The 23,288-nt window shown below is 66.8% G+C and carries 19 protein-coding genes and 1 riboswitch; of the genes, 16 read left to right on the top strand and 3 right to left on the bottom strand.

What is annotated here, in order from left to right; all coding sequences use genetic code 11:
* The first annotated feature begins 41 nt into the window (after nucleotides 1-41).
* Together ACTAQI_RS07350 and ACTAQI_RS07345 are read left to right on the top strand one after the other, a co-directional pair.
* Entirely contained in the window at nucleotides 42-413 is a 372-nt protein-coding gene (locus tag ACTAQI_RS07350; RefSeq protein WP_457950394.1) for a DUF488 domain-containing protein, read from the top strand.
* Between the two features lie 18 nt (nucleotides 414-431).
* Nucleotides 432-1,190, top strand: a complete 759-nt coding sequence (locus ACTAQI_RS07345; protein WP_457950393.1) for an SDR family oxidoreductase — start codon at nucleotides 432-434, stop codon at nucleotides 1,188-1,190.
* Nucleotides 1,191-1,238: 48 nt separating this feature from the next.
* Here ACTAQI_RS07345 and ACTAQI_RS07340 read toward each other — a convergent pair whose 3' ends face one another.
* Nucleotides 1,239-2,246, bottom strand: a complete 1,008-nt coding sequence (locus ACTAQI_RS07340) for an endonuclease/exonuclease/phosphatase family protein (RefSeq protein WP_457950392.1) — start codon at nucleotides 2,244-2,246, stop codon at nucleotides 1,239-1,241.
* Between the two features lie 63 nt (nucleotides 2,247-2,309).
* On the bottom strand, nucleotides 2,310-3,389 hold the full coding sequence (locus tag ACTAQI_RS07335) for an endonuclease/exonuclease/phosphatase family protein (RefSeq protein ID WP_457950391.1): 1,080 nt from the start codon (nucleotides 3,387-3,389) through the stop codon (nucleotides 2,310-2,312).
* A 462-nt stretch (nucleotides 3,390-3,851) separates the two neighbouring features.
* Here ACTAQI_RS07335 and ileS point away from each other — a divergent pair, with 462 nt between their 5' ends.
* From ileS to ndk, 4 genes are read left to right on the top strand one after another with little or no spacing between them, the layout of a single operon-like run.
* The gene (gene ileS, locus ACTAQI_RS07330) at nucleotides 3,852-7,169 is read left to right on the top strand and encodes an isoleucine--tRNA ligase (protein WP_457950390.1); all 3,318 of its coding nucleotides are present in this window, start codon (nucleotides 3,852-3,854) and stop codon (nucleotides 7,167-7,169) included.
* A 3-nt stretch (nucleotides 7,170-7,172) separates the two neighbouring features.
* Nucleotides 7,173-8,531 (top strand): bifunctional folylpolyglutamate synthase/dihydrofolate synthase, encoded by a 1,359-nt coding sequence (locus ACTAQI_RS07325; RefSeq protein ID WP_457950389.1) that lies wholly within the window; start codon nucleotides 7,173-7,175, stop codon nucleotides 8,529-8,531.
* Nucleotides 8,532-8,533: 2 nt separating this feature from the next.
* A complete protein-coding gene (locus ACTAQI_RS07320; RefSeq protein WP_457950388.1) occupies nucleotides 8,534-8,998 on the top strand; it encodes a DUF4233 domain-containing protein in 465 nt (154 codons plus the stop codon).
* Nucleotides 8,999-9,049: 51 nt separating this feature from the next.
* Nucleotides 9,050-9,466 (top strand): nucleoside-diphosphate kinase, encoded by a 417-nt coding sequence (gene ndk / locus ACTAQI_RS07315; protein WP_457950387.1) that lies wholly within the window; start codon nucleotides 9,050-9,052, stop codon nucleotides 9,464-9,466.
* A 113-nt stretch (nucleotides 9,467-9,579) separates the two neighbouring features.
* On the opposite strand, the gene ACTAQI_RS07310 is transcribed toward ndk, so the two are convergent.
* On the bottom strand, nucleotides 9,580-10,248 hold the full coding sequence (locus tag ACTAQI_RS07310) for a vitamin K epoxide reductase family protein (RefSeq protein ID WP_457950386.1): 669 nt from the start codon (nucleotides 10,246-10,248) through the stop codon (nucleotides 9,580-9,582).
* A 439-nt stretch (nucleotides 10,249-10,687) separates the two neighbouring features.
* On the opposite strand from ACTAQI_RS07310, the gene ACTAQI_RS07305 reads away from it, so the two are divergent.
* From ACTAQI_RS07305 to ACTAQI_RS07260, 10 genes are all read left to right on the top strand, one after another.
* Nucleotides 10,688-14,110, top strand: coding sequence for an Rne/Rng family ribonuclease (locus ACTAQI_RS07305; RefSeq protein ID WP_457950385.1), 3,423 nt, complete (start codon nucleotides 10,688-10,690; stop codon nucleotides 14,108-14,110).
* A 150-nt stretch (nucleotides 14,111-14,260) separates the two neighbouring features.
* A riboswitch (TPP riboswitch) is annotated at nucleotides 14,261-14,358 on the top strand.
* Nucleotides 14,359-14,365: 7 nt separating this feature from the next.
* Nucleotides 14,366-15,886: a bifunctional hydroxymethylpyrimidine kinase/phosphomethylpyrimidine kinase gene (gene thiD / locus ACTAQI_RS07300; protein ID WP_457951010.1), complete on the top strand. Its 1,521-nt coding sequence runs from the start codon at nucleotides 14,366-14,368 to the stop codon at nucleotides 15,884-15,886.
* 263 nt (nucleotides 15,887-16,149) lie between these two features.
* Nucleotides 16,150-16,458, top strand: a complete 309-nt coding sequence (gene rplU / locus ACTAQI_RS07295; protein WP_003803420.1) for a 50S ribosomal protein L21 — start codon at nucleotides 16,150-16,152, stop codon at nucleotides 16,456-16,458.
* A gap of 60 nt (nucleotides 16,459-16,518) precedes the next feature.
* Complete coding sequence (rpmA, locus tag ACTAQI_RS07290) at nucleotides 16,519-16,782, top strand: 50S ribosomal protein L27 (protein WP_009372867.1); 264 nt, start codon at nucleotides 16,519-16,521, stop codon at nucleotides 16,780-16,782.
* 117 nt (nucleotides 16,783-16,899) lie between these two features.
* Nucleotides 16,900-18,489 carry a GTPase ObgE gene (gene obgE, locus ACTAQI_RS07285; RefSeq protein WP_457950384.1) on the top strand — a complete coding sequence of 530 codons (1,590 nt, stop codon included), beginning with the start codon at nucleotides 16,900-16,902 and terminating at the stop codon, nucleotides 18,487-18,489.
* Complete coding sequence (proB, locus tag ACTAQI_RS07280; protein ID WP_457950383.1) at nucleotides 18,479-19,630, top strand: glutamate 5-kinase; 1,152 nt, start codon at nucleotides 18,479-18,481, stop codon at nucleotides 19,628-19,630. Before obgE ends, proB begins: the two co-directional genes overlap by 11 nt.
* A 26-nt stretch (nucleotides 19,631-19,656) precedes the next feature.
* Nucleotides 19,657-21,042 carry a glutamate-5-semialdehyde dehydrogenase gene (locus ACTAQI_RS07275; RefSeq protein ID WP_457950382.1) on the top strand — a complete coding sequence of 462 codons (1,386 nt, stop codon included), beginning with the start codon at nucleotides 19,657-19,659 and terminating at the stop codon, nucleotides 21,040-21,042.
* A gap of 78 nt (nucleotides 21,043-21,120) precedes the next feature.
* Nucleotides 21,121-21,360 (top strand): hypothetical protein, encoded by a 240-nt coding sequence (locus ACTAQI_RS07270; RefSeq protein WP_457950381.1) that lies wholly within the window; start codon nucleotides 21,121-21,123, stop codon nucleotides 21,358-21,360.
* Between the two features lies 1 nt (nucleotide 21,361).
* Entirely contained in the window at nucleotides 21,362-22,030 is a 669-nt protein-coding gene (nadD, locus tag ACTAQI_RS07265) for a nicotinate-nucleotide adenylyltransferase (protein ID WP_457951009.1), read from the top strand.
* Nucleotides 22,031-22,037: 7 nt separating this feature from the next.
* Entirely contained in the window at nucleotides 22,038-23,261 is a 1,224-nt protein-coding gene (locus tag ACTAQI_RS07260) for a hypothetical protein (protein WP_457950380.1), read from the top strand.
* Nucleotides 23,262-23,288: the final 27 nt, after the last annotated feature.

The following is a 23,288-nucleotide window of genomic DNA, read 5'->3' as shown; positions in this document are numbered from 1 at the left end:
GTCCCACCAAGTAGGCCGCGAGCGGGGGTAGCATGCGGCCCATGGGAGAGTTCCGGGCAACGTTCGGCGTGAAGCGCATCTACGAGCCGCCGGCGGACGACGACGGCTGCCGGGTGCTGGTGGACCGGCTCTGGCCGCGGGGGATGCCCAAGGAAAGCGCCGCCGTCGACCTTTGGCTCAAGGATGTGGCACCTTCCACTGAGCTGCGCAAGGAGTTCAACCACCAGACCGAGCGGTTTGCCGGTTTCACCGAACGCTACCGGCTTGAACTGGATTCCAATCCAGCCGTGGAGGCCCTGCTGGAACTGGCCGGTGAAAACCCACGGATCACCCTCCTCTACGCGGCCCGCAACAGGGAAGCCAACCACGCGCGTGTCCTGCTTGATTACCTCCGGGGACGGTCCGGCGGCTGATCCCGTTAGGGTGGTGCCATGACGAAGGATTTGCAGAAAAAGGCAGCACTGGTGACCGGCGCGAGCAGCGGGATCGGGGAGGCGGCAGTGCGAGCGCTGCGTGCGGACGGGTGGACGGTCTACGCGGTGGCACGCCGTGCCGAACGGCTCGCGGCCCTGGAAACAGAGACGGGCGCCGTCGCGATTCCTGCCGACATTGCAGAGGACGACGACGTGTCCCGGCTTCTCGCCCAGGTCACCGAGGCGGGCGGCATCGATACGCTGATCAACATTGCCGGCGGCGCCCGCGGCGCCGACAAGGTGGGTGAGGCAAGCACCGCTGACTGGGAGTGGATGTACCGCGTCAACGTCCTGGGCACCATGAAGCTCACGCGCGCCTTCCTGCCGATGCTGCGCGCAACCGGTGAGGGAACGGTCCTGAACCTGACGTCCACTGCGGGCCTTGACGCGTATGAGGGCGGTGGTGGCTACAACGCGGCCAAGTTTGGCCAGCACGCGCTGACCAACGCGCTCCGGCTTGAGGAGGCCGAGCACAACCTCCGCGTCATTGAGGTGGCGCCGGGACTGGTGCAAACCGAGGAGTTCGCCCTCAACCGCCTTGGGGACCCCCAGGCCGCCGGCAAGGTCTACCAGGGCGTCGAAAAGCCGCTGACCGCAGAGGACGTGGCCGATGTTGTCCGCTACGCCGTCACTGTCCCGCACCACGTCAACCTGGACCAGATCGTCATCAGGCCGGTGGCGCAGGCCGCCAACTACAAGCTCATCCGGAAGGGCTGAGCCGGCCAGGAAAGGCTGGGCTGGCCGGGCCCGAAGGGGCAGGAAGCATCAGGGGACCTGGATGTTCAGGGTGGCCACCACTGCAGCATGGTCCGTTCCCTTTATGCGGTGGACGGAGTAGCCGTAGCCCGTGACGTCCGGGCTGGTCACCAGGTGGTCCAAGGCAATCCCCGGGAGGCGGTAGCCGCGCATGGGCCAAGTGGGCACCAGCCTGCTGCCTTGGGAGGCCGCGACGTCCACCAGCGGGCGGCTGCCCCCTGTTCCGGCCAGCAGCGCCCGGAATTCGCGGTGGTCGTAGGTCGCGTTGAAGTCCCCGGCCAGCAGCAGGGGACCGGAACCGTTGTCAGCCCTGGCCACCGTGGCGAGGTCGCTGCGCCATTGCTCAAGGCCGTCCCCCACCGGCGCCAATGTGTGCACAGCCACCACGCGAAGGGCGGCACCGCTGCCGTCTCCGAGGTCAAGGCGGGCCACCGGCATGGTGAACTGCGTGTCGGGGAGCACCCCGGTCTCCTTCAGGCTGAACGAGGAGTAGATGGCCGTGCCGCCGGCGCCGTCCCTGGCATGGGCAACCCGGTGGGGGAGCAGTCCGTCCAGCCCCGCCGCCTCCAGCGTCCGTGACAGCTGTGGTGTGTACTCCTCCACCGCCAGCAGGTCCACGTGCCGTTCACGGACCAGGTCCACGATGCTCCCGGCGTCCGCGCCGCCCAATTCCGCATTGATGCTCATGGCCACCAGGGACACCGGCCTGCCGGCAGCCTCGGCGGCAGGCTCGCGGACATCCAGCGGGAAGAGCCAGAACGCCTGGCACCCCACCAGGGACGCGGCCAGGACCTGCTGCCACCGGCTGCGTCCCAGGAAAGCCAGGATCAGTGCTGCCGCGGCAGGCACCGCGAGCCAGGGCGTGAACGCCACCAGCTGGACCGCAAATACGGGCCAGTCCGCAGGTACAGCCCGAACGGCCGACACGGCCGCCACCGGCAGGGCAACAGGAATGAACAGCCATCTGCACACGGCGGCCGCGCGCCTCCGCCCACCGGGGCGTCCGGAAGCTGTCATGAGGCGAGTCTAGGCAATGCGTCCCGCATGCGTCAGCCCGGCAATGCAGTGCAGGCGGGAAAGTCAGGGCCGGGCGCTCAGGGTGGCGACGACGGCGGCGTGGTCTGTCCCGGGGAATCCCACCGTGCTGAAGCCCAGCACGGTGACACCGGGGCTGACAAGGATGTGGTCAATGGCGGTAAAGGCGGGCACCGCAGCATTCGCCGGCCACGTGGGTGCCAGGCCCATTCCGGCGGTCTGCGCGGCGTCAACCAGGCCGGCGGCCAGGAGGTTCCGGAACCCGGCGTGGTCGTGGCCGGAATTGAAGTCGCCCAGCAGGACAGAGTGCGTGTCGGTGGGCAGCGCCCGGTGCAGGCCTGAAAGCTGGTCGAGTTCGGTGCGCCAGGCCACTGTGTGTCCAGGGCGGGGGGAATCGATGTGGACAGATGTCAGCTGGATGCGTCCGTTGGCACCAGGGAGGGCCGCAACGGCGCGGGTCTGGTAAAAGGAGCTGCCGGGGACGCGGGCCATCGGCTGGAGGGGATAGCGGGAAAAGATGGCGTTGCCGGTGCCGGCCGCGTCGACATCGAGGACCCGATAGGGAAGGACCGCGCCGACTCCTGCAGCATCAAGGTTTTCCACCCCTGCAGGCGCCAGCTCGGGCAGCGCCAGGATATCAACGTTCCACGCCCGTGCCTGGCCCAGCAGCGCGGCCGCATCGACTCCCGTGGACCCCACGTTAAGCGCCATCACGGTAAGCCGCTGCGCACGGCCTGGGCTGCCGGCCGCAAAGGCGGCGACGGGGGCTTCCAAGGCTGCGCGCGCTGCTCCGGAAACCGGAACCACACGGGGTGCCACCAGAAGCAACTGGCAAAGCAGGACTCCGGTGGCCAGTGCGGCCAATACTGTACGTGTTGTCCGGGGTTCCAGGCAGACGGCGGCCAGCGCGGCCGCCATCGCTGCCATGGACGGGAAGAGGCTGGCGGGGAACAATGACAGTAACTGCACCCATGGGGTTCCGGCATCTCCGGCGCTGAGACGCATGGCGGTCAGCCCGGCTCCAGGGATCCACAGTACGGCCGCAACGGACCAGCAGGCCCACGAGCCTGTACGCCGTAATTGGCCGCGCCTCTTGCCCGGCAGGGATGCGTCCACCGCTCGCATCTGTCCATTATCGGAGTCCTGGTGCCGGGCGGACAGCGGGCATTCCCCTCCACTTCCTCCCTAATCCGGGCACCTTTACACCTTCTGGCTGGGGTACCGGAACCAGGATGTCCCCGGTTCAGGAGGATTGGTGGCGTGAGGGATCCGGAATGGCACAGGACGCCGCGGCGATAGTAGACTTGCCATTGGCTATGACCCGGCTATCACCGGTGAGCTTCCGGAAGAACGCGCAGTGTGACCCTGCAGGGTGGCTGTGCCAGTAGAACCGGACGGGTAAGCCCGTCACAGCAGTAATGAGAGGCCGGGGCCAGCGGCCGTTCCGTCGGGAACACGCAGCGCCGGTAAGTGAGGTGGTACCGCGGTAGGCGTGCAGTCTTCGGACCGTGCGGCAGCCGTCCTCGCATCCTGAACGGAACATCCGGCACTGCCGGGGTTCACCACGCTCAACCCAGGATGTCGAACATGACGTTTTACCCCAAGGCCTCAGCCTCCAGCACCTCTTCCAACGGCAGCGCCGGCGTTTCCGCCTCCGTGAAGTTTCCGGAGATTGAAGAGCGCATCCTGAAGTACTGGGACCAGGACGGCACCTTCCAGGCAAGCATTGACCAGCGCAGCGCCGACGCCCCCGGCGGAGAGCCGGGCAGCAACGAATTCGTGTTCTACGACGGCCCGCCCTTCGCCAACGGCCTGCCGCACTACGGGCACCTCCTCACCGGCTACGCCAAGGACCTGGTGGGCCGCTACCAGACCCAGCGCGGCAAGCGCGTGGAACGCCGCTTTGGCTGGGACACCCACGGCCTGCCCGCCGAACTTGAGGCCATGAAGCAGCTGGGGATGACAGACAAGACCCAGATCGAAGCCATGGGCATCGACAAGTTCAACGACGCCTGCCGCGCCTCAGTGATGAAGTACGCCGACGAATGGCGCAGCTACGTCACCCGCCAGGCCCGCTGGGTGGACTTCGACAACGACTACAAGACGCTCAACGTCGAGTACATGGAGTCGGTCCTGTGGGCCTTCAAACAGCTGCACGACAAGGGCCTGACGTACAACGGTTACCGGGTCCTGCCGTACTGCTGGAAGGACGAAACGCCGCTGTCCAACCACGAGCTGCGCATGGATGACGACGTCTACAAGAACCGCCAGGACCAAACCGTCACCGTCACGTTCCCCATCCTCGCGGGGGAGTCGGAGCTCTCCAGGCAGCTTGCCGGCGTGCAGGCCCTCGCCTGGACCACCACGCCCTGGACGCTGCCCACCAACGCTGCGCTCGCCGTCGGGCCTTCCATCACCTACGCCGTGTTGCCCGCCGGTCCCAACGGCATCAAGGCGGCCTCCTCGGACGCCCCGGTCACGGGCAGCTTCCTGCTCGCAGCGGACCTGCTGGGCAGCTACGCCAAGGACCTTGGCTATGACAGCTTTGAGGATGCGGAAGCTGCCGTCGTGTCCACCCACACCGGCGCCGAACTGGAGGGGCTCGAGTACCAGCGGCTCTGGGACGACTTTGCCGACAACGAGAAGTACGGCATGGAGAACGCCTGGCGCTTCGTGGTGGCCGACTATGTGACCACCACGGACGGAACCGGCATCGTGCACCAGGCGCCCGCCTACGGTGAAGACGACCAGAAGGTCTGCGAGGAGGCAGGCATCCCCGTGGTCCTCTCCGTCGACGAGGGCGCGAAGTTCCTGCCGCTGTTCAAGCACGGCGACCTCCACGACATCGTTGGGCTGCAGGTCTTCGAGGCCAACAAGCCCATCACCCAGGTGCTGCGGGCCCAGGGCCGGCTGGTCCGCCAGGCCAGCTACGAGCACAGCTACCCCCACTGCTGGCGCTGCCGCAACCCCCTGATCTACCGCGCGGTGTCTTCCTGGTACGTGGAGGTCACCAAGTTCAAGGACCGGATGTCCGAACTGAACCAGGAGATCAACTGGATCCCCGGCAATGTCAAGGACGGCCAGTTCGGCAAGTGGCTGGAGAATGCCCGCGACTGGTCCATCAGCCGCAACCGCTTCTGGGGCAGCCCCATCCCGGTGTGGCAGTCAACGGATCCCGAGTACCCGCGCACGGACGTCTACGGCTCCCTGGCCGAGATCGAGGCGGACTTCGGCCGGCTCCCGCTGAACAAGGACGGGCAGGTGGACCTGCACCGCCCGTTCATCGATGAGCTGACCCGCCCCAACCCGGATGACCCCCGCACGCCCGAAGAGGGCCAGTCCGTGATGCGCCGCGTTGAGGACGTCCTGGACGTCTGGTTCGACTCCGGCTCCATGCCCTACGGCCAGGTGCACTACCCGTTCGAAAACGAAGCCTGGTTCAACACGCACAACCCGGCGGACTTCATCGTGGAATACATCGGCCAGACCCGTGGCTGGTTCTACATGCTGCACATCCTGTCCACGGCACTGTTCGACCGGCCCGCGTTCAGGAACGTCATCAGCCATGGCATCGTGCTGGGCTCCGACGGGCAGAAGATGTCAAAGAGCCTGCGCAACTACCCGGACGTCTCCGAGGTCCTGGACCGCGACGGCTCCGACGCCATGCGCTGGTTCCTGATGTCCAGCCCCATCCTGCGCGGCGGCAACCTGATTGTCACCGAGCAGGGCATCCGCGACGGCGTCCGCCAGGTGATCCTGCCCCTGTGGAACGTGTACAGCTTCTTCACGCTGTACACCAACGCAGCGAACGGTGGCGCCGGTTACGATGCCAAACTCCGCTACGAGGGCTACCGGGACACCCTGGACCAGTACCTGCTGGCCAACACGGGCGATCTGGCCCGCACCATGGCCGCGCAGCTGGACACCTATGACATCTCCGGCGCCTGCGACTCGCTGCGCAGCTACCTGGACATGCTTACCAACTGGTATGTCCGCCGCAGCCGGCAGCGGTTCTTCGACGAGGACCAGGACGCCTTCGACGCGCTCTTCACCGCACTGGAGACCATCACCCGGGCCGCGGCGTCGCTGCTGCCGCTGGTCTCCGAGGAAATCTGGCGGGGCCTGACCGGCGGCCGGTCGGTGCACCTTGCCGACTGGCCGGACGCGGACCTCTTCCCCGCAAATCCGTCCCTGGTTGAAGCCATGGACCGGGTGCAGCAGATCTGCTCCACCGGTTCCTCCCTCCGCAAGGCAGCCAACCTGCGGGTCCGCCTGCCGCTGCAGGAACTCACCGTCGTGGCACCTGGCGCGGACGCGCTGGAAGGCTTTGCCGCCGTCGTCGCCGATGAACTCAACCTCCGTTCCGTTCGCCTGCTGGACGCAGCCACCGCTGCCCCGGAGGAGTTCGGCATCCAGCAGAAGCTGGTGGTCAACGCCCGCGCCGCCGGTCCGCGGCTGGGCAAGAACGTCCAGGTTGCCATCAAGGGTTCCAAGTCCGGCGACTGGTCAGTGGACGACGACGGTGTGGTCACCGCGGGGGGACTCCAGCTGGAGCCCCAGGAGTACACCTTGGAGACAGTGGTGGCAGAGTCCGAGGGCGGTTCGGCTGCTGTTGCCGTCCTGCCCGGAGGCGGGTTCGTGGTCCTGAACACGGAAGTCACCCCTGAGCTTGAGGCCGAGGGCCTTGCACGCGACATGGTCCGCGCCATCCAGCAGGCCCGGAAGGACGCCGGACTCAACGTGAGCGACCGGATCCGGACCACCGTCACCGCCGCGCCGAACGTGGTGGACGCCCTGCTGGCCAACGCTGAACTGGTCAAGGGTGAGACGCTGACGGTGGACCTGACCGCTGAACCGGCCGACGTGGCCGAACCCGCCGTCGCGGTTGAAAAAGTGGAGGCCTAGGACATGACCGACGAATTTTCAGTGGAAAGCGTCTACGCCGAACTGCTGGGACGGGCGCCTGAAAACAAGATGGAGCCCCGCCTGGCGCCGCTGTTCCGCGCCATGGACGTGCTCGGTGAGCCCAACAAGGCGTTCCCGATTATCCACGTGACCGGAACCAACGGCAAGACCTCCACCTCGCGGATGATCGAATCCGTGCTCCGCGCCCATGGCCTGAGCACCGGCCGCTACACCAGCCCGCACCTGTCCAAGGTCACCGAGCGGATCAGCATCGACGGCCACCCGGTCTCCGACGAGACGTTCGTCAGGATCTGGGACGAAATCCGGCCCTACCTGCAGATCGTTGACTCCGAACTTGAAGCCGGGGGCCAGCCGCGGCTGACCTACTTCGAGTGCCTCACCATCCTGGGCTTCGCCATCTTCGCCGACCAGCCCGTCAATGTCGCCATCATCGAGGTGGGCCTGGGCGGTATCACGGACGCCACCAACGTGGGCGACGGCCAGGTTTCGGTGGTGACGCCGATTTCGCTGGACCACACGGACCTGCTGGGCGACACCACCGAAGACATCGCCTACGAAAAAGCCGGCATCATCAAGCCCGGCGGCTACCTCATCAGCGCAGCACAGCCCCTTGACGCGGCCCAGGTACTGCTGGAGAAGGCCAAGGAAGTGGGCGTGCCGTTCCGCTTCGAGGGCGTGGAGTTTGGCGTCGAGTCACGGGCGGTGGCCGTCGGCGGCCAGATGGTCACCATCCAGGGCATCGCCGGCCGCTACCCGGACCTGCTGGTACCTCTGCACGGCGCCCACCAGGCCCAAAATGCCGCCGTGGCGGTTGCAGCCCTTGAAGCATTCTTCGGCGGCGAAAAGGAACTCGACTTCGAAGTCCTGCAGGAAGGCTTCGCCGCAGTGACGTCGCCGGGCCGCCTCGAGGTGGTGCGTACCGCGCCCACCATCATCGTGGACGCCGCCCACAACCCCGACGGCATCAAGGCCTCCGCTGCCGCCCTGCAGGAAGCATTCACCTTCACCCGGCTGGTTCCCGTGGTGGGCGTGCTCAAGGAAAAGGATGCAGAAGAGATCCTCCGCGGCCTCAGGGAGTCGCTGGGGGATATGGCAGTGGAGTACTGCTTCACCCAGTCCAATTCTCCCCGTGCCGTGCCGGCCGCCGAACTGGCTGAACTCGCCATCGACCTGGGGTTCGGTGAGGACAACGTCCACATCGCCGAGAAACTGGACGACGCACTGGAATGGGCCGTGGAGCGGGCGGAAGCCAATGACGACCTCTCCGGCGGGGTGCTGGTTACCGGCTCGATCACCCTGGTGGCCGAAGCGCGGATCCTGCTCGGAAAAACGGAGGCGTGAGCATGGCCAGACTGACAAAAGCCCAGCGCGAATGGCGTCCCGGAATGCCGAAGAAGCGCCGTTCCACCAAGGTCATGTTCGCCTCCACCGTGCTGCTCCTGGAAGCGTTCGTCATGTTCTTTGCCACCCTGGTGGTGTTTGGCCTGCGCCGCGGAGAGTTCCCGCCGGCCCTGATCCTGGGCGTGGGTATTGCCCTCAGCGTGGTCATGATCTTCGCCTGTGCGGTCCTCAACAAGCCATGGGGGATCGGCCTGGGATGGATCCTGCAACTGGTCCTGATCCTGACGGGCATCTTTGAGCCCGCCATGTTCCTGGTGGGAGCGCTGTTTGCGGTGGCCTGGTGGTACGGGATCCGCACCGGCATCCGGCTGGACCGCGAAGCCGCCCAGCGGGCACGCGAACAGGCGGAATGGGAAGCCGCCCACCCGGACCAGTCCGCCGGTCCCGCCCAGCCCCAAACCCCATAGGCCAGTCCCCGTAGACTTATCCCGAAACCCCACCAACGCATTGGAGCAGTTGTGACTACAGAGCGCACCCTCGTCCTGATCAAGCCCGACGGCGTCGCCCGTAACCTGACCGGGGCCATCCTGGCCCGGATTGAAGCCAAGGGCTACAGCCTTGTTGAGCTGAAGAAGGTCGACGCCACCCGTGAGCTGCTGGAGCAGCACTACGAGGAGCACGTGGGCAAGCCGTTCTACGAGCCCCTGGTGGAATTCATGCTCAGCGGACCCTTGGTGGCGGCCATCTTCGAAGGCCACCGCGTCATCGAAGGCTTCCGCTCCCTGGCAGGCACCACGGACCCCACGACGGCGGCCCCGGGCACCATCCGCGGCGACTTCGGCCGGGACTGGGGCCTGAAGGTGCAGCAGAACCTGGTGCACGGCTCCGACTCGACTGAGTCGGCGGACCGCGAGATCAAAATCTGGTTCCAGTAACCACGTCCAGCCCCGCGCTGCTGCGCGAACTGACAGATAAGGCCAATGTTCTTCGTGAACATTGACCTTATCCGTCATCCTGCGGGGGAGTGCGAAAGGGATCGGGGACTGGCCTAGAACCCCGAGGTTCCTGCGAAGACCTGGATGAACGCGAAGAAGATGGTGGCGATGACGGCCACGTACAGCAGCGCCGTGATGATCCAGCCGGAGTCCCCCAGGACGCGGGCCGCGCCTGCAGGCATGGGGATGATTCCGGATGTGATGTTCCGGATCGTGGTCCACACAAAGAGCGGGATCATTGCCGCCCAGACGATCATGCAGAACGGGCACAGGATGTGGATGGCGTACAGGGCCTGGGACCACAGCCAAACGACGAAGGCGAAACCGAGCGTGACGCCAACCTGCAGTCCCAGCCAGTACCAGCGGGCGAAGGTTGCTCCGGAAAGGAGGGCCATGCCCACTGTGATGGTGATGGCGAAGGCCACGATCCCGATAAACATGTTGGGGAAACCGAACAGCGAGCTTTGCCAGGTCTGCATTACCTGTCCGCAGGAGATCCAGGGATTCACATCGCACACTGTGGTGTGGTTAGGGTCCTTGAGCACTTCGAGTTTTTCCAGGACCAGGGTTCCGGAGGCAAGCCAGCCGATGATTCCGGTGATGACCAGCAGCCAGCCGAAGGGGCGGTTCCGGGCCATGCGCGGAACGCTTCCGGCCGCAGTGGTCTGCGGATCGGCGGCCCGCTGCTGTTCATGGGCGCTGACGGGGGAGATGCTGGGCATGGGTGTTGCGTCCTTTTCGTCCGGTGCTCCTGTGCCTGATTGTAACGCCGGTGGCTGACGCCAACACACAGCAATAGGAACAGCAACGCCCGCTTCCGCGGCGATCCAGCGCGGGTATGAGAGAATGAACGTGGCTGGAAGCCGATCCACATTCGGACTCCGGTCCGGTGGTATGTTCCCAAGACCGCCAATGATGAGCAGGGCAGGCTTTGGATTCTTCCGGCACTCCCGCGACTCCATTGGGCGGCACCTGGTTGTAGCACGCAGAACAACGGGTTTTCAGAACATCCACCGGCTCCCACGGGCTGCCGCACCCCAATGACGGTGCGAACCTGGGAGTATCCACTTGACTTCTGTCAACGCCTGCGGGTTTTGACAAATATGTGCCCCAATGGGTGCCGGATGTGGCGGTACGTCAGGGGCAGGAGTGTTGCCACATATGGACAATGATCAGGAACTGGCCGTTAACGACGAAGCAGCGGCTGCTGAGGCTGCTGCACCCAAGAGGGCTCCCCGCACCCGCCGCAAAGCGGCTCCCAGGACGGAGGACGCCCTGGCGGCTTCCGTGACTGCGGCGCCGGAAGCTTCAGCCACCCCCAATGCGGACGCGCCGGCTGAAGAAACCGCGGCGGCGCCCAAGACCCCAGTCCGGCGCACCCGGTCCCGGAAAGCGGCGGCCGCCGCCGAACCCTTGCCCGCCTTCGCCGGTGAAGCCGAGGCGGCTGCCGCAGGCGCCGTCGCTGCCGTCGACGCCCCTGCCACCGCGTCGGCCGCGGCTGAGGAAAGCCCCGCGGCCCATGCTGCTCCGGACGCCACGGCCGGCGCCGAAACCAAGCCGGTCCGCCGCCGTCGAGTAGCCACCCGCAAGGCTGCGTCCCCGGCCGCCGCACCCGCAGCGGACTCCGCAGCCGCGGCTGACGTGGCGCCGGAGTCAGTGGCGCCGGAATCAGTGGTGCCGGAAGCCGCGGACCAGGTGGCGGTGCAGAACGAGGAGCAGGTGCAGGAGCCGGTGGCAGCAGCCCAAGCCGCCGCGGCCCAGGAACCTGCGTCCATGCAGGAGCCGGTCACGGAAGCCGCGCCAGCCCAGAAGCCGGCCCAGGATTCCCCTGAGGTGAAGGACGGGGGGTCCGCCCCGGCCGCCAGTGCCTTTGGTTCCCTTTTCCTGGAACCTGCATCGCCCACATCCGTAATCTTCCAGGCACCGGACCTCAGCACCGTGGTCCGTCCCGCAGCCCCCGCCGTCGAGGAGCCTGACGAGGAAGAAACCGACGACGCCGATGATTCCTCCAGCCGCCGCCGGCGCCGCAGCCGTGGCCGCAGGGGCCGCAGCCGCGTCGATGACAGGTCCGACGAGGACAACCAGGGCGGCAGCGCCGAGGCTGACGACGAAGACGAAGCCGACGAGGACACCGTCGGGCAGCTGGAGGACGGCGTGACCTCCCGCCGCCGCCGTCGCCGCCGCCGCGGAGACCAGGACCTTGAGCTCACTGGTGGCGGGGATGACGATCCGCCCAACACGGTGACCCGTGTCCGTGCGCCGCGCGCCGTCAGTGAAGCGCCCGTGAGCAACAGGGTGACCAGCGTGAAGGGGTCCACCCGCCTCGAGGCCAAGAAGCAGCGCCGCCGCGAATCCCGTGACACGGGCCGCCGCCGCACCGTCATCACCGAGGCCGAGTTCCTGGCGCGCCGCGAGTCCGTTGACCGGCAAATGATCGTCCGCCAGCGCGACGACAGAATCCAGATAGCCGTCCTGGAAGATGGTGTCCTGGCCGAGCACTTCGTCTCCAAGACCCAGCAGGACTCGCTGATCGGCAACGTGTACCTGGGCAAGGTCCAGAACGTGCTGCCGTCCATGGAAGCGGCGTTCGTGGACATCGGACGCGGCCGCAACGCCGTCCTGTACGCCGGCGAGGTCAACTGGGAAGCCGTCAACCTCGAGGGCAAGCAGCGCCGCATAGAAAACGCGCTGAAGTCCGGGGACACCGTCCTGGTCCAGGTGACCAAGGACCCCGTGGGCCACAAGGGTGCGCGCCTCACCAGCCAGATTTCGCTGCCCGGCCGCTACCTGGTGTACGTCCCCGGCGGCTCCATGACCGGCATTTCCCGCAAGCTGCCCGACGTCGAACGCAACCGCCTCAAGCGCATCCTCAAGGACCGCCTGCCCGAGCACGCCGGCGTCATTGTCCGAACCGCCGCCGAGGGCGCTTCCGAGGAAGAGCTGACGCACGATATCAACCGGCTGCGCGCGCAGTGGGAGGGCATCGAAAGCCAGTCTACGTCCACCAAGATCCTGGCTCCCGAGCTGCTCTATGGCGAACCCGACCTGACCATCAAAGTGGTCCGCGACGTCTTCAACGAGGACTTCTCCAAGCTCATCGTTTCGGGTGAGGAAGCCTGGGACACCATCGAGGCCTACGTGACCTACGTGGCGCCGGACCTGGTGGGCCGCCTTGAGAAGTGGACCAAGGACCAGGACATTTTCTCCGCCTGGCGGATCGACGAGCAGATCCACAAGGCCCTTGAGCGGAAGGTCTTCCTGCCCTCCGGCGGTTCCCTGGTGATCGACCGTACCGAGGCCATGACCGTGGTGGACGTCAACACGGGCAAGTTCACCGGCAGCGGCGGCAACCTTGAAGAGACCGTCACCAAGAACAACCTGGAAGCCGCCGAGGAAGTAGTGCGCCAGCTGCGGCTGCGCGACATCGGCGGCATCATCGTGATCGACTTCATCGACATGGTGCTCGAATCCAACCGCGACCTGGTCCTGCGCCGCCTGGTGGAGTGCCTGGGCCGTGACCGGACCAAGCACCAGGTTGCCGAGGTGACCTCACTCGGCCTGGTCCAGATGACCCGCAAACGCATGGGCACCGGACTTCTGGAAGTATTCGGCGAGCAATGCGAGGCCTGCGCCGGCCGTGGCGTTGTGACCCACGACGATCCCGTGGAGCACCGCCGCGCCAACATTGTCGCGGCCGAGCACCATGTCCAGCGCACCGACAACCGGCCCGAAGCCCGCGCGGAAACCCACCGTCCGGAAGGCCAGCGGAACGACAATACCCAGCCTGGCGTCCGTTCGGAGCGCAAGCGGCGGCGTGGACGCGGCGGGCAGCAGCCCGAAGCGGCTCCCGCACCTGCCGTCCATGTCCACACCGTCCAGCCGGACCCGTCCGACGCAGAGCGGCACGCCAAGGCAGAGGCAACCAGGCTTGCCCTGGCGAACATCGCCGCTGCCGCCCACGCAGCCCACGTGCATGACGATGAGGTGGCGGCCGCCCGGCAGGTGCCTTCCGTGGAGCCTGCGCCGGCACCGGTGGAGGAGAAGCACGACGCCGAGTCCCCGGCGCGTCCGGCAGCTGTCCTGACGTTTGGCGGCGAGGAAGTTCCGCTTCCGTTCGTGGAGCACGCCGAGGAGCAGCAGCCCAAGCCCGCCCTGACCCTGGACCGGCTTGCGGAGGCGTTCGCCCACCTGGGGCAGCCGGCTTCCCCCGTGGAGAACGCGCCCGCCAAAACCGCAGATGCCGTGAAGGTACCGGAACAGGTGGCGCCGGAACGGCAGCCCGACGCCGGGGAAGCGGAAACCCGCACCGCCCGTGAAGCGCCAGCCGAAAAGGACTATTCCGACCACACGCTGGAGCAGTCACGGCAGCGCAGGCCGCGGCGCCACCGTGCCGCCAGCCGCGCCCAGGGCGCCGCCAACGAGACCGCCGTCCAGCAGCATGAGAACGTCCAGGCGTCCGCCGCGGGCCACACGCACGCCGCCAAGGCCCCAGAGCCCGCGAAGCCGCAGCCGGTGGCCGAAGCCGGCAAGGGGGCCGGGGAACCCATCATCCTCGGCGTCGGCGTGCCTGCCTCGGAGCTCTAGGCCAAGGCGTGACCAACGCGCCAGCAAGGAAGTCCCCGCCATATGGACTGTTCCCCCTGAATTTCAGGGGAAACAGTCCGCAAGGCGGGGACTTCCTGCGTCTGCAGGTGCTGTCACCTTTCCGCCGGGTGCATCCCACGGGCTAGGCTGGAAACCGACACGGGGTGCCGCGCAGAAGGCCGGCTGAGATCCAGACCCGTTGAACCTGTCCGGCTAGTACCGGCGAAGGGATGTCTCTTGTCTTCGACCCTTTCCATGCCCCTGCCTGCCGCCTCCGACGTTCCTGTCCCGCTGCCGGCAGGCCGGGAGGTCCCACGGGTCCTCTCCATTGCGGGCTCCGATCCGTCCGGGGGCGCCGGCATCCAGGCGGACCTCAAAAGCATTGCTGCGCACGGCGGATACGGCATGGCTGCCATCACTGCCCTGACGGCACAGAACACCCGCGGCGTGCAGGCCGTCCACGTTCCTCCGGCCGCCTTCCTGGCCCAGCAGCTGGATGCGGTCAGCGACGACATCACCATCGACGCGGTCAAGATCGGCATGCTGGGCGACGAGGCGGTGATCCGCACTGTCCGGCAATGGCTGGGGAAGGTCCGGCCCGCCGTCGTGGTCCTGGATCCCGTGATGGTGGCCACCAGCGGTGACCGGCTCCTGAAGGAATCCGCGGAGGCGGCCCTCCGGGAACTGCTGCCCCTTGCCCACCTCATCACGCCCAACCTCCCGGAGCTTGCCATGCTGGTGGGCGGGGACCTTGCGGAGAACTGGGACGCTGCGCTGGACCAGGGCAGGCGCCTGACGGACGCCACCGGGGCCACCGTGCTGGTCAAGGGCGGCCATCTGGCAGGTGCAGACTGCCCGGACGCGCTGGTCAACACGTCAGGCCTCCTGGGACAGGAGGTGGTGGAAGTGCAGGGGAAGCGGGTTTCCACGCGCAACAGCCACGGAACCGGCTGTTCCTTATCCTCCGCGATGGCAACGGTCCAGGCCCGCCTGGGGGACTGGGAGGCATCGCTGCGGACGGTCAAGCCATGGCTGGCCGGCGCCCTCGAGAACTCGGACATGCTGAACGTGGGTCAGGGGAACGGCCCGGTACACCATTTCCACCATGTGCGGCCGCTCCTGGCGGAAGGCGGTTTCGCAGCCCGGCTGTGGGCGGAAGCCCAACAGGACCTCGCGGACATCTACGATCTGGACTTCATCCGCCGCCTGGCATCCGGCGACCTTGCCGAGAAAGACTTTGCCTATTACCTGGCCCAGGATGCCCTATACCTGAATGGTTACTCCCGCGTGCTGGCCCGGGCAAGTGCCCTGGCCCCCTCCGAGGCGGAGCAGCTGTTCTGGGCGGGGTCCGCGCAGCAGTGCCTGGAGGTGGAATCGGAGCTCCACCGCTCGTGGCTCAGCACGCGTCCGGTCCGGAACGGACTGGGCCCGGTCACCAAGTCCTACGTGGACCACCTCACTGCCGCGTCGGCGTCGGGCAGCTATGCAGTGCTGGCCGCCGCTGTCCTGCCCTGCTTCTGGCTCTATGCCGAGGTTGGGAAGAAGCTCCATGCACGGTTCCTTGACGCCGGCGAACCCGACGGGCATGCCTACGCGGACTGGCTCCGCACGTACGCCGACGAGGGCTTTGCCGAAGCCACCCGCCGGGCCATTGCCATCGTGGACGCGGCAGGGCGCAAGGCCTCCGACCATGAAAGGGCGGCGATGGTGACCGCATTCAAGCAGTCCTGCCGGCTGGAAGTGGAATTCTTCGACGCGCCGAGGCTGCACGCCTGATTCAGTGCCGGCGGGTGTGCCGGTAATATGGTGGGGCACGGTGCGGACGCCGGACCTGAGCTGTGGTAGCTATCACAGCAAGCCGCCGGGAACCAGCCTCATTTGCGGCCGAAGACAAAATTAGCGTAATCTAGATCTTCGGTGCTTACGCCAACACTTGGGTTATGACCCCACGGCGTTGAGGCACAGCGAGAAACCAGGCTTTTGATAGTCGGTTCCGCACGCAAATTTAGTTATAAACGTCGAGAGAAGTGAGTTCCCAAGTGGTGTACGCGATTGTCCGCGCAGGCGGCCGCCAAGAGAAGGTTTCCGTTGGAGACTTCGTTACCCTGAACCGCGTCGCCGGTGGAGCCGGCAGCACCATTGAGCTGCCCGCACTGCTCCTGGTTGATGGTGACAAGGTCACCTCCGCCGCCGCCGACCTGGCCAAGGTAACTGTTACGGCTGAAATCCTCCAGGACCTGCGTGGTCCTAAGATTGTCATCCAGAAGTTCAAGAACAAGACCGGCTACAAGAAGCGCCAGGGTCACCGCCAGGAATTGACCAAGGTCAAGATCACCGGCATCAAGTAACACCGGTTACTGTTCAGGTATTTCAACAGATTCCCCAGAATTTAGAGGCAGGCATTTCAAATGGCACATAAAAAGGGCGCGAGCTCCACTCGCAACGGCCGCGATTCCAACGCTCAGTACCTCGGCGTCAAGCGCTTCGGCGGCCAGGTAGTTTCCGCAGGCGAGATCATCGTCCGCCAGCGCGGCACCCACTTCCACCCGGGCGCCGGCGTTGGCCGTGGCGGGGACGACACCCTGTTCGCACTGACCCCGGGCGCCGTTGAATTCGGCACCCGCCGCGGTCGTCGCGTGGTCAATATCGTTGCTGCTGCAGCTGCAGAGTAACAACCAGTTCTGAAGCGGTGGAGCGGGCCTGAGGGTCCGCTCCACTGTTCTTTTAACAGCATTACAATCGATGTGGCGTCCCCGGGCGCTACATAAACAGCACTTGAGGAGAACCACGTGGCCAGCTTTGTAGACCGGGTAGTACTGCATGTATCCGGCGGAACCGGCGGCCACGGTTGCGTCTCCGTCCACCGAGAGAAATTCAAGCCGCTGGGAGGGCCCGACGGCGGCAACGGTGGCAATGGCGGCGACGTGATCCTTCGCGTTGACCACCAGACCACCACGCTCCTTGACTACCACCACGCACCGCACCGGCACGCCAGCAACGGCGGGCCCGGCATGGGTGACTGGCGCGGCGGCAAGAACGGCGAGACCTTGATCCTGCCCGTGCCGGACGGCACCGTGGTCAAGACCAAGGACGGCGAAGTCCTGGCTGACCTCGTAGGCGAGGGCACCGAGTTCATCGCAGCCGCCGGCGGCATTGGCGGGCTCGGCAACGCCGCCCTCTCCTCACAGAAGCGCCGGGCACCCGGCTTTGCTCTGCTGGGCATCGAGGGCGACTCCCGTGACATCGTCCTGGAACTGAAGTCCATCGCCGACATCGCCCTGGTGGGCTTCCCGTCCGCCGGCAAGTCCAGCCTTATCGCGGCCATGTCGGCTGCCCGACCCAAGATCGCCGACTACCCCTTCACCACCTTGGTTCCCAACCTGGGGGTCGTCCAGGCAGGCGAGGTGCGGTTCACCATCGCCGATGTCCCCGGCCTCATCGAGGGCGCCAGCGAGGGACGCGGCCTGGGGCACCACTTCCTGCGCCACGTTGAGCGCTGCGCGGCCCTGGTCCATGTGCTTGACTGCGGCACGCTGGAATCGGACCGGGACCCGCTCGCGGACCTCGCCATCATCGAGGGTGAGCTGGAGAAGTACGCGGTCGACATGAGCTACGCAGGCCAGGACGGCGAAGTGGTTCCCCTGAACCACCGCCCGCGGCTGGTTGCACTGAACAAGGTGGACCTGCCCGACGGCAAGGACATGGCTGAATTCGTGCGCCCGGAGCTTGAATCGCGCGGCTACCGGGTCTTCGAGGTGTCCGCCACCAGCCACGAGGGGCTGCGCCAGCTCGGCTTCGCCATGGCCGAGATCGTCAAGGCCGCCCGCGACGCCGTGGCCGCCGCCCCGCCCAAGGTGCAGCCCGCCGTTCTGCGGCCGCGCGCCGTCAACGAAGCCGGGTTCAAGATCCGCCGCGAGGAAAAGAACCTGGAGCCGCTGTTCCGCGTCCTGGGCGAAAAGCCCGAGCGCTGGGTCAAGCAGACCGACTTCACCAACGAGGAAGCCATCGGCTACCTGGCGGACCGGCTGGCCCGGCTCGGCGTCGAAACCGAACTGTTCAAGCAGGGCGCCAAGCCGGGTGACACGGTGGTCATCGGTGAGGATGACGGCGTCGTCTTCGACTGGGAGCCCACCATGATGGCAGGCGCTGAGCTCCTGGCCTCGCCGCGTGGCACCGACGTCCGGTTCGCCGATATTGGTGACCGCCCCACCCGCAGCCAGAAGCGCGAAGAGCAGCAGGAGCGCCGGGATGCCAAGGCTGCCGCCCGCGCCGAGCTTGAGGCGGAGCGGAAAGCCGGGATCTGGACCGAATCCGTCAGCGGACGCCGTGCCGCCCAGCCCGTTAAGGACAGCGGACTGGAAGCGGACGATGACCTCTAGGGGCGTGGCCACGGTACCGGCTGGGCGCGCCGCGGACAGAAGTGCGCTGGCCGGTGCCCGCCGGATCGTGGTGAAGGTGGGGTCCTCCTCGCTGACAAGCATCAAGGGCGGCATCTCGGAGGAATCGCTGACGGCCCTGGCCGACGCGCTGGCGGCAAAGCACAACGCCGGTGCCGAGATCATCCTGGTGTCCTCCGGCGCCATCGCGGCCGGACTGGCTCCGCTGGGGTTGGCCAAGCGTCCCCGCGACCTGGCCACCCAGCAGGCGGCTGCCAGCGTGGGCCAGGGGCTGCTGATGGCGCGGTACACCCACGCCTTTGGTGCGCACGGCGTCACCGTCAGCCAGGTCCTGCTCACGGCGGAGGACCTGATGCGGCGCAGCCAGCACACCAACGCGCTTCGCGCCATGGACCGGTTGTTGAGTCTCGGGGTGGTCCCCGTGGTCAATGAAAATGACACCGTGGCCACCCACGAGATCCGCTTCGGCGACAACGACCGGCTGGCCGCCCTGGTGGCGCACCTGGTCCGCGCCGATGCACTGGTGCTGCTGTCCGACGTCGACTCCCTCTATGACGGTCCGCCCGCCCAGGGTGCCAAGCGCATCCCGCTGGTCACCGGCGCACACGACCTCGACGGCGTGTCCATCGGCAAGGCAGGCAAGGCCGGCGTGGGCACCGGAGGCATGATGACCAAAGTGGAGGCCGCCAGCATGGCCGCAGGCTCGGGAATCCATGCCCTGGTGACCTCCACGCCCAACGCTGCCGCAGCGCTGAACGGGGAGGACGTGGGTACGTGGTTCTCCGTCAACGGCTCGCGCAAACCGGTACGGCTCCTGTGGCTGGCGCACGTTGCCTCGGTGCAGGGCCGCCTGGTCCTGGACGACGGCGCGGTGCGGGCGGTGCGGCACCACCACACCTCCCTGCTGCCGGCGGGCATCTCCGCAGTGCACGGTGACTTTGAAGCGGGCGACGCGGTGGAGCTGGCCGGTGCCGACGGCACCGTTGTTGCCAGGGGACTGGTGAATTACTCATCCCAGGAACTGCCGCACATGCTGGGACGCTCCACCCGGGAGCTGGGCGAGGAAATGGGCAGTGGCTACGAGCGTGAAGTTGTTCATGTTGACGACCTGGTGCTGGTCTGAGCTGCCGCCTCGCCTAAACTTGGATCATGACTGAAGCCCTGATCCACACTGCTGAAAATACCGGAACCACTGCTGCGCAGGCGCAGCCGGGTCCGTCGGCAGAACCGGTATCGGCTGAGGTGCCCCAGCCCAGTGCAAATGTGGAGTCCAGTGCCGAGGTGGAAGCAGCTGTCCACGCCATCGCGGACCGGTCCCGCCACGCAGCCCGAAGCATGGCCACCGCCAACAGGGCCTGGAAAGACCGTGCCCTCCGCGCCGTCGGTGCCGCGCTGCAGGAGAATGTCCCGGCAATCCTGGCAGCCAACGCAATGGATGTGCAGCGAGGCAAGGCCAATGGCACTTCCGCCGCCCTCCTGGACCGGCTTACCCTCAACGAAACCCGCATTGCCGGGCTGGCGGCTGCCCTTGAGAACCTGGCAAACCTCCCGGACCCCGTGGGCAACGTTGTGCGCGGCCAGACCCTCCCCAATGGGCTGCGCCTCCGCCAGGTCAACGTGCCCATGGGCGTCGTGGCAGCCATCTACGAGGCACGGCCCAACGTCACCGTGGACATCGCCGGCCTGGCCCTCAAGAGCGGCAATGCCGTGATCCTGCGCGGCGGAAGTGCGGCAGAAGCCACCAACCAGGTGCTGGTACGGATTCTCCGCGAAGCCCTGGAATCCGTTGGCCTCCCGGCCGATGCCGTGCAGACGATTGACCAGTACGGCCGTGCCGGCGCCAACGTCCTGATGAAGGCCCGCGGGAGGGTTGACGTGCTGATTCCCCGCGGCGGCCGGGACTTGATCCAGGCCGTGGTCACCAACTCCGCCGTGCCCGTCATCGAAACGGGGGAGGGCAACGTCCACATCTTCATCGATGAGTCCGCTGACGAGAACATGGCCGTGGAAATCCTGCTCAACGCCAAAACCCAGCGGCCCAGTGTCTGCAACACGGTGGAGACACTCCTGGTCCACTCCGGCTCGACGGTGCTTCCCGCCGTCGCCAATGCCCTGCGCCAAGCCGGTGTCCGCCTCCACGTGGACGCGCGCATCAGCGCCGCTCTGCCCGCCGGGACCGAAACGGAGCCGGCCACGGACCTTGACTGGGGAACCGAGTACATGGACCTGGACCTGGCTGTGGCAATGGTGGACAGCCTGGACGAAGCCGTCCAGCACATCCGCACCTGGTCCACCGGGCACACGGAAGCGATCCTCACCAACAGCCTCGCCAACGCCGAACGCTTCATCGCGGAGGTGGACTCGGCGGCCGTGATCGTCAACGCTTCCACCCGGTTTACCGACGGCGGGGAGCTGGGCCTTGGCGCCGAGGTGGGCATCTCCACCCAGAAGCTGCATGCCCGCGGGCCCATGGGCCTGACCGAGCTCACCACCACGAAGTGGATCGTCCAGGGCGAAGGCCAGGTCCGCGGGTAGCAACGCGGTAACATAGACCAGAACCCGGAAAGCAGCGGAAGGTTCCGCTGCCCGTAAATCCTTGAACAAGGGGAGAAAATGCTGCTCCAGCAGATTGCCACGTCCGTCGCCGCCGCAGGTGAAGCAGGCCATGAGGAGCTTGCGCCGCTGTGGGCTGAGCCGTGGGTCTTCGGCGTGTCCATGTTCGCCATCCTGGTGGTGCTGATGTTCATCGCCTGGTCGTACAACAACCTGGGCAACCGGCACGCAGCCACGGACGAGCACGCGGATCCGCACCGCCAGCACCCCAACAAGCACGATCGCGGGCAGGGCCACTAAGATTTCGCACAACCTGCAACGCCATGGGGCCCGGGGGAGGCTGCGGCTGGGCGTGATGGGTGGGACCTTTGATCCCATCCACCACGGCCACCTTGTGGCGGCCAGCGAAGTCGCGGCGGAGTTCGACCTCGATGAGGTGGTCTTCGTTCCCACCGGGCAGCCATGGCAAAAGTCCCATAAACAGGTCAGCGAGCCCGAGCACCGCTACCTGATGACCGTCATCGCCACGGCCTCCAATCCGCGCTTCACCGTCAGCCGTGTCGACGTTGACCGTCCTGGTCCCACCTACACCATCGACACCCTGCGCGACCTCCGGGCACAGCGCCCCGATGCCGATCTCTTCTTCATCACCGGCGCGGACGCCCTGGCGCAGATCCTGTCCTGGAAGGACATTGACGAGCTGTGGTCGCTGGCCCACTTCGTGGGAGTCACGCGGCCCGGTCACGTCCTTGACGGCATGGGCCGTGACGACGTCAGCCTCCTGGAAGTTCCGGCCATGGCCATCTCGTCCACGGACTGCCGGGCCCGCGTGGCAGTGAACCACCCGGTCTGGTACCTGGTCCCGGACGGGGTAGTCCAGTACATAGCCAAGTACGGCCTGTATTCCGACGCGCCGGCAGGCGCGGATGACCCAACTTCCGAAGCACGCGAACCAGCCAGTACTGAATGAGTTCTCAATGAGTCAGGAACAGCCCCCAATCCGCAGCCGCCGGGAACTCCGGAAGGCCAGGGACGCCCAACAAGCCACCCTGCCTGCCACGGAGCAGCGCCCGCCTGCCGCCAACCGGCCGGCTGACAGCGCAGCCGCACCGGAAGCACAGGGTTCGGTGCCCCGCCCAGGTCCTACCGGCGACGCCGCTTCCGCGGCGCGCCCGCAGGCGGCTGTAGACCAGATGGCCACGCAGCGCTCCTCCCAGATCCGGGCCCGCGACCGCGCCGCGCTGCGCGCCATTAAAGAGCTTGAGGAAAAGGAAGGGCAGCTTGCTGCCGGGGGGCCACCCACCCGGCGCCAGCTGCGGTTGCAGCAACTCAAAGAACAGGCACTGACGGCGGCCAACCCGATTGTGCCGCCTGCCGCTGCGCCGGCCCCCACGGCAACGCCGTCAGCCGGAAAGGTCACCGGGGCAGGGGAGAAGACCGCAGATCCCCGGCCGGCCGCCGGAAGCGCCCCGGAGGGCATGACGGTGGAACAGGCCCTGGAGGCGCGCGAACTCATCGCGGCGCAGGCCAGGAACCAGATCGCCAAGATGGAGCACATCGCCTCCATGGATCCGGAGGCAGTGGATCCGGAAATCCTGGCAGAGCAGATTGCCCTGGCCGAACGGGCCGCGGTCATGAACCGCCGCGCCATGGCCCGGCAAAAGCTCGCCGAGCAGGCCGGTAGTCCCGCCGGCCCGGGCAGGGATTCCGCGCCCAGCGACAAGCCCGGCCCGTCCACCGCCAACAACCTGGCCATGGTGACGCCGCTGGAGTTCGTCCAGGTGCCCGGCGTCGAACGTCCGGTGATGAAGCCGCCGGCAACCTCGCACGTCCCGGTTACCACCCGGCCCGGAACCAAGGTACCGGGTGCTGGAAAACGAAAGCCTGCCGCCCGTCCCAAAGCACCCGCCGCGGACTCCGCCACCGGCCGTTCGCAGGTCATCGCCCGTGCCGAGGCGGTTGCCAAGGCCGCCAGCCGTCCCCAGCCCGTGTCGCGGCCGGAGGACCAGTCGGAGGACCTTTTCGAGGACCTTCCCCGGGTCCCTGCCCGGTCCGCCTACGGGCTCGACCCCCTGGACGCCGCCACGGCAGGCCTGACCAGGGCGCGCCGGAACCGGATCCTCCAGTTCTGCATCCTCGCGTTCGGGATTCTGGCCCTCGTCGCCGGCATCATCCTGATCGTCAGCGGCATGTCCCGCTGACCCCGCCAGCCGGCATCAACAACACTT

The sequence above is a fragment of the Pseudarthrobacter sp. alpha12b genome (genome assembly GCF_054130495.1).
Note: the sequence above shows the minus strand (reverse complement) of the source record. Positions and strands in the feature narration are given on the sequence as shown.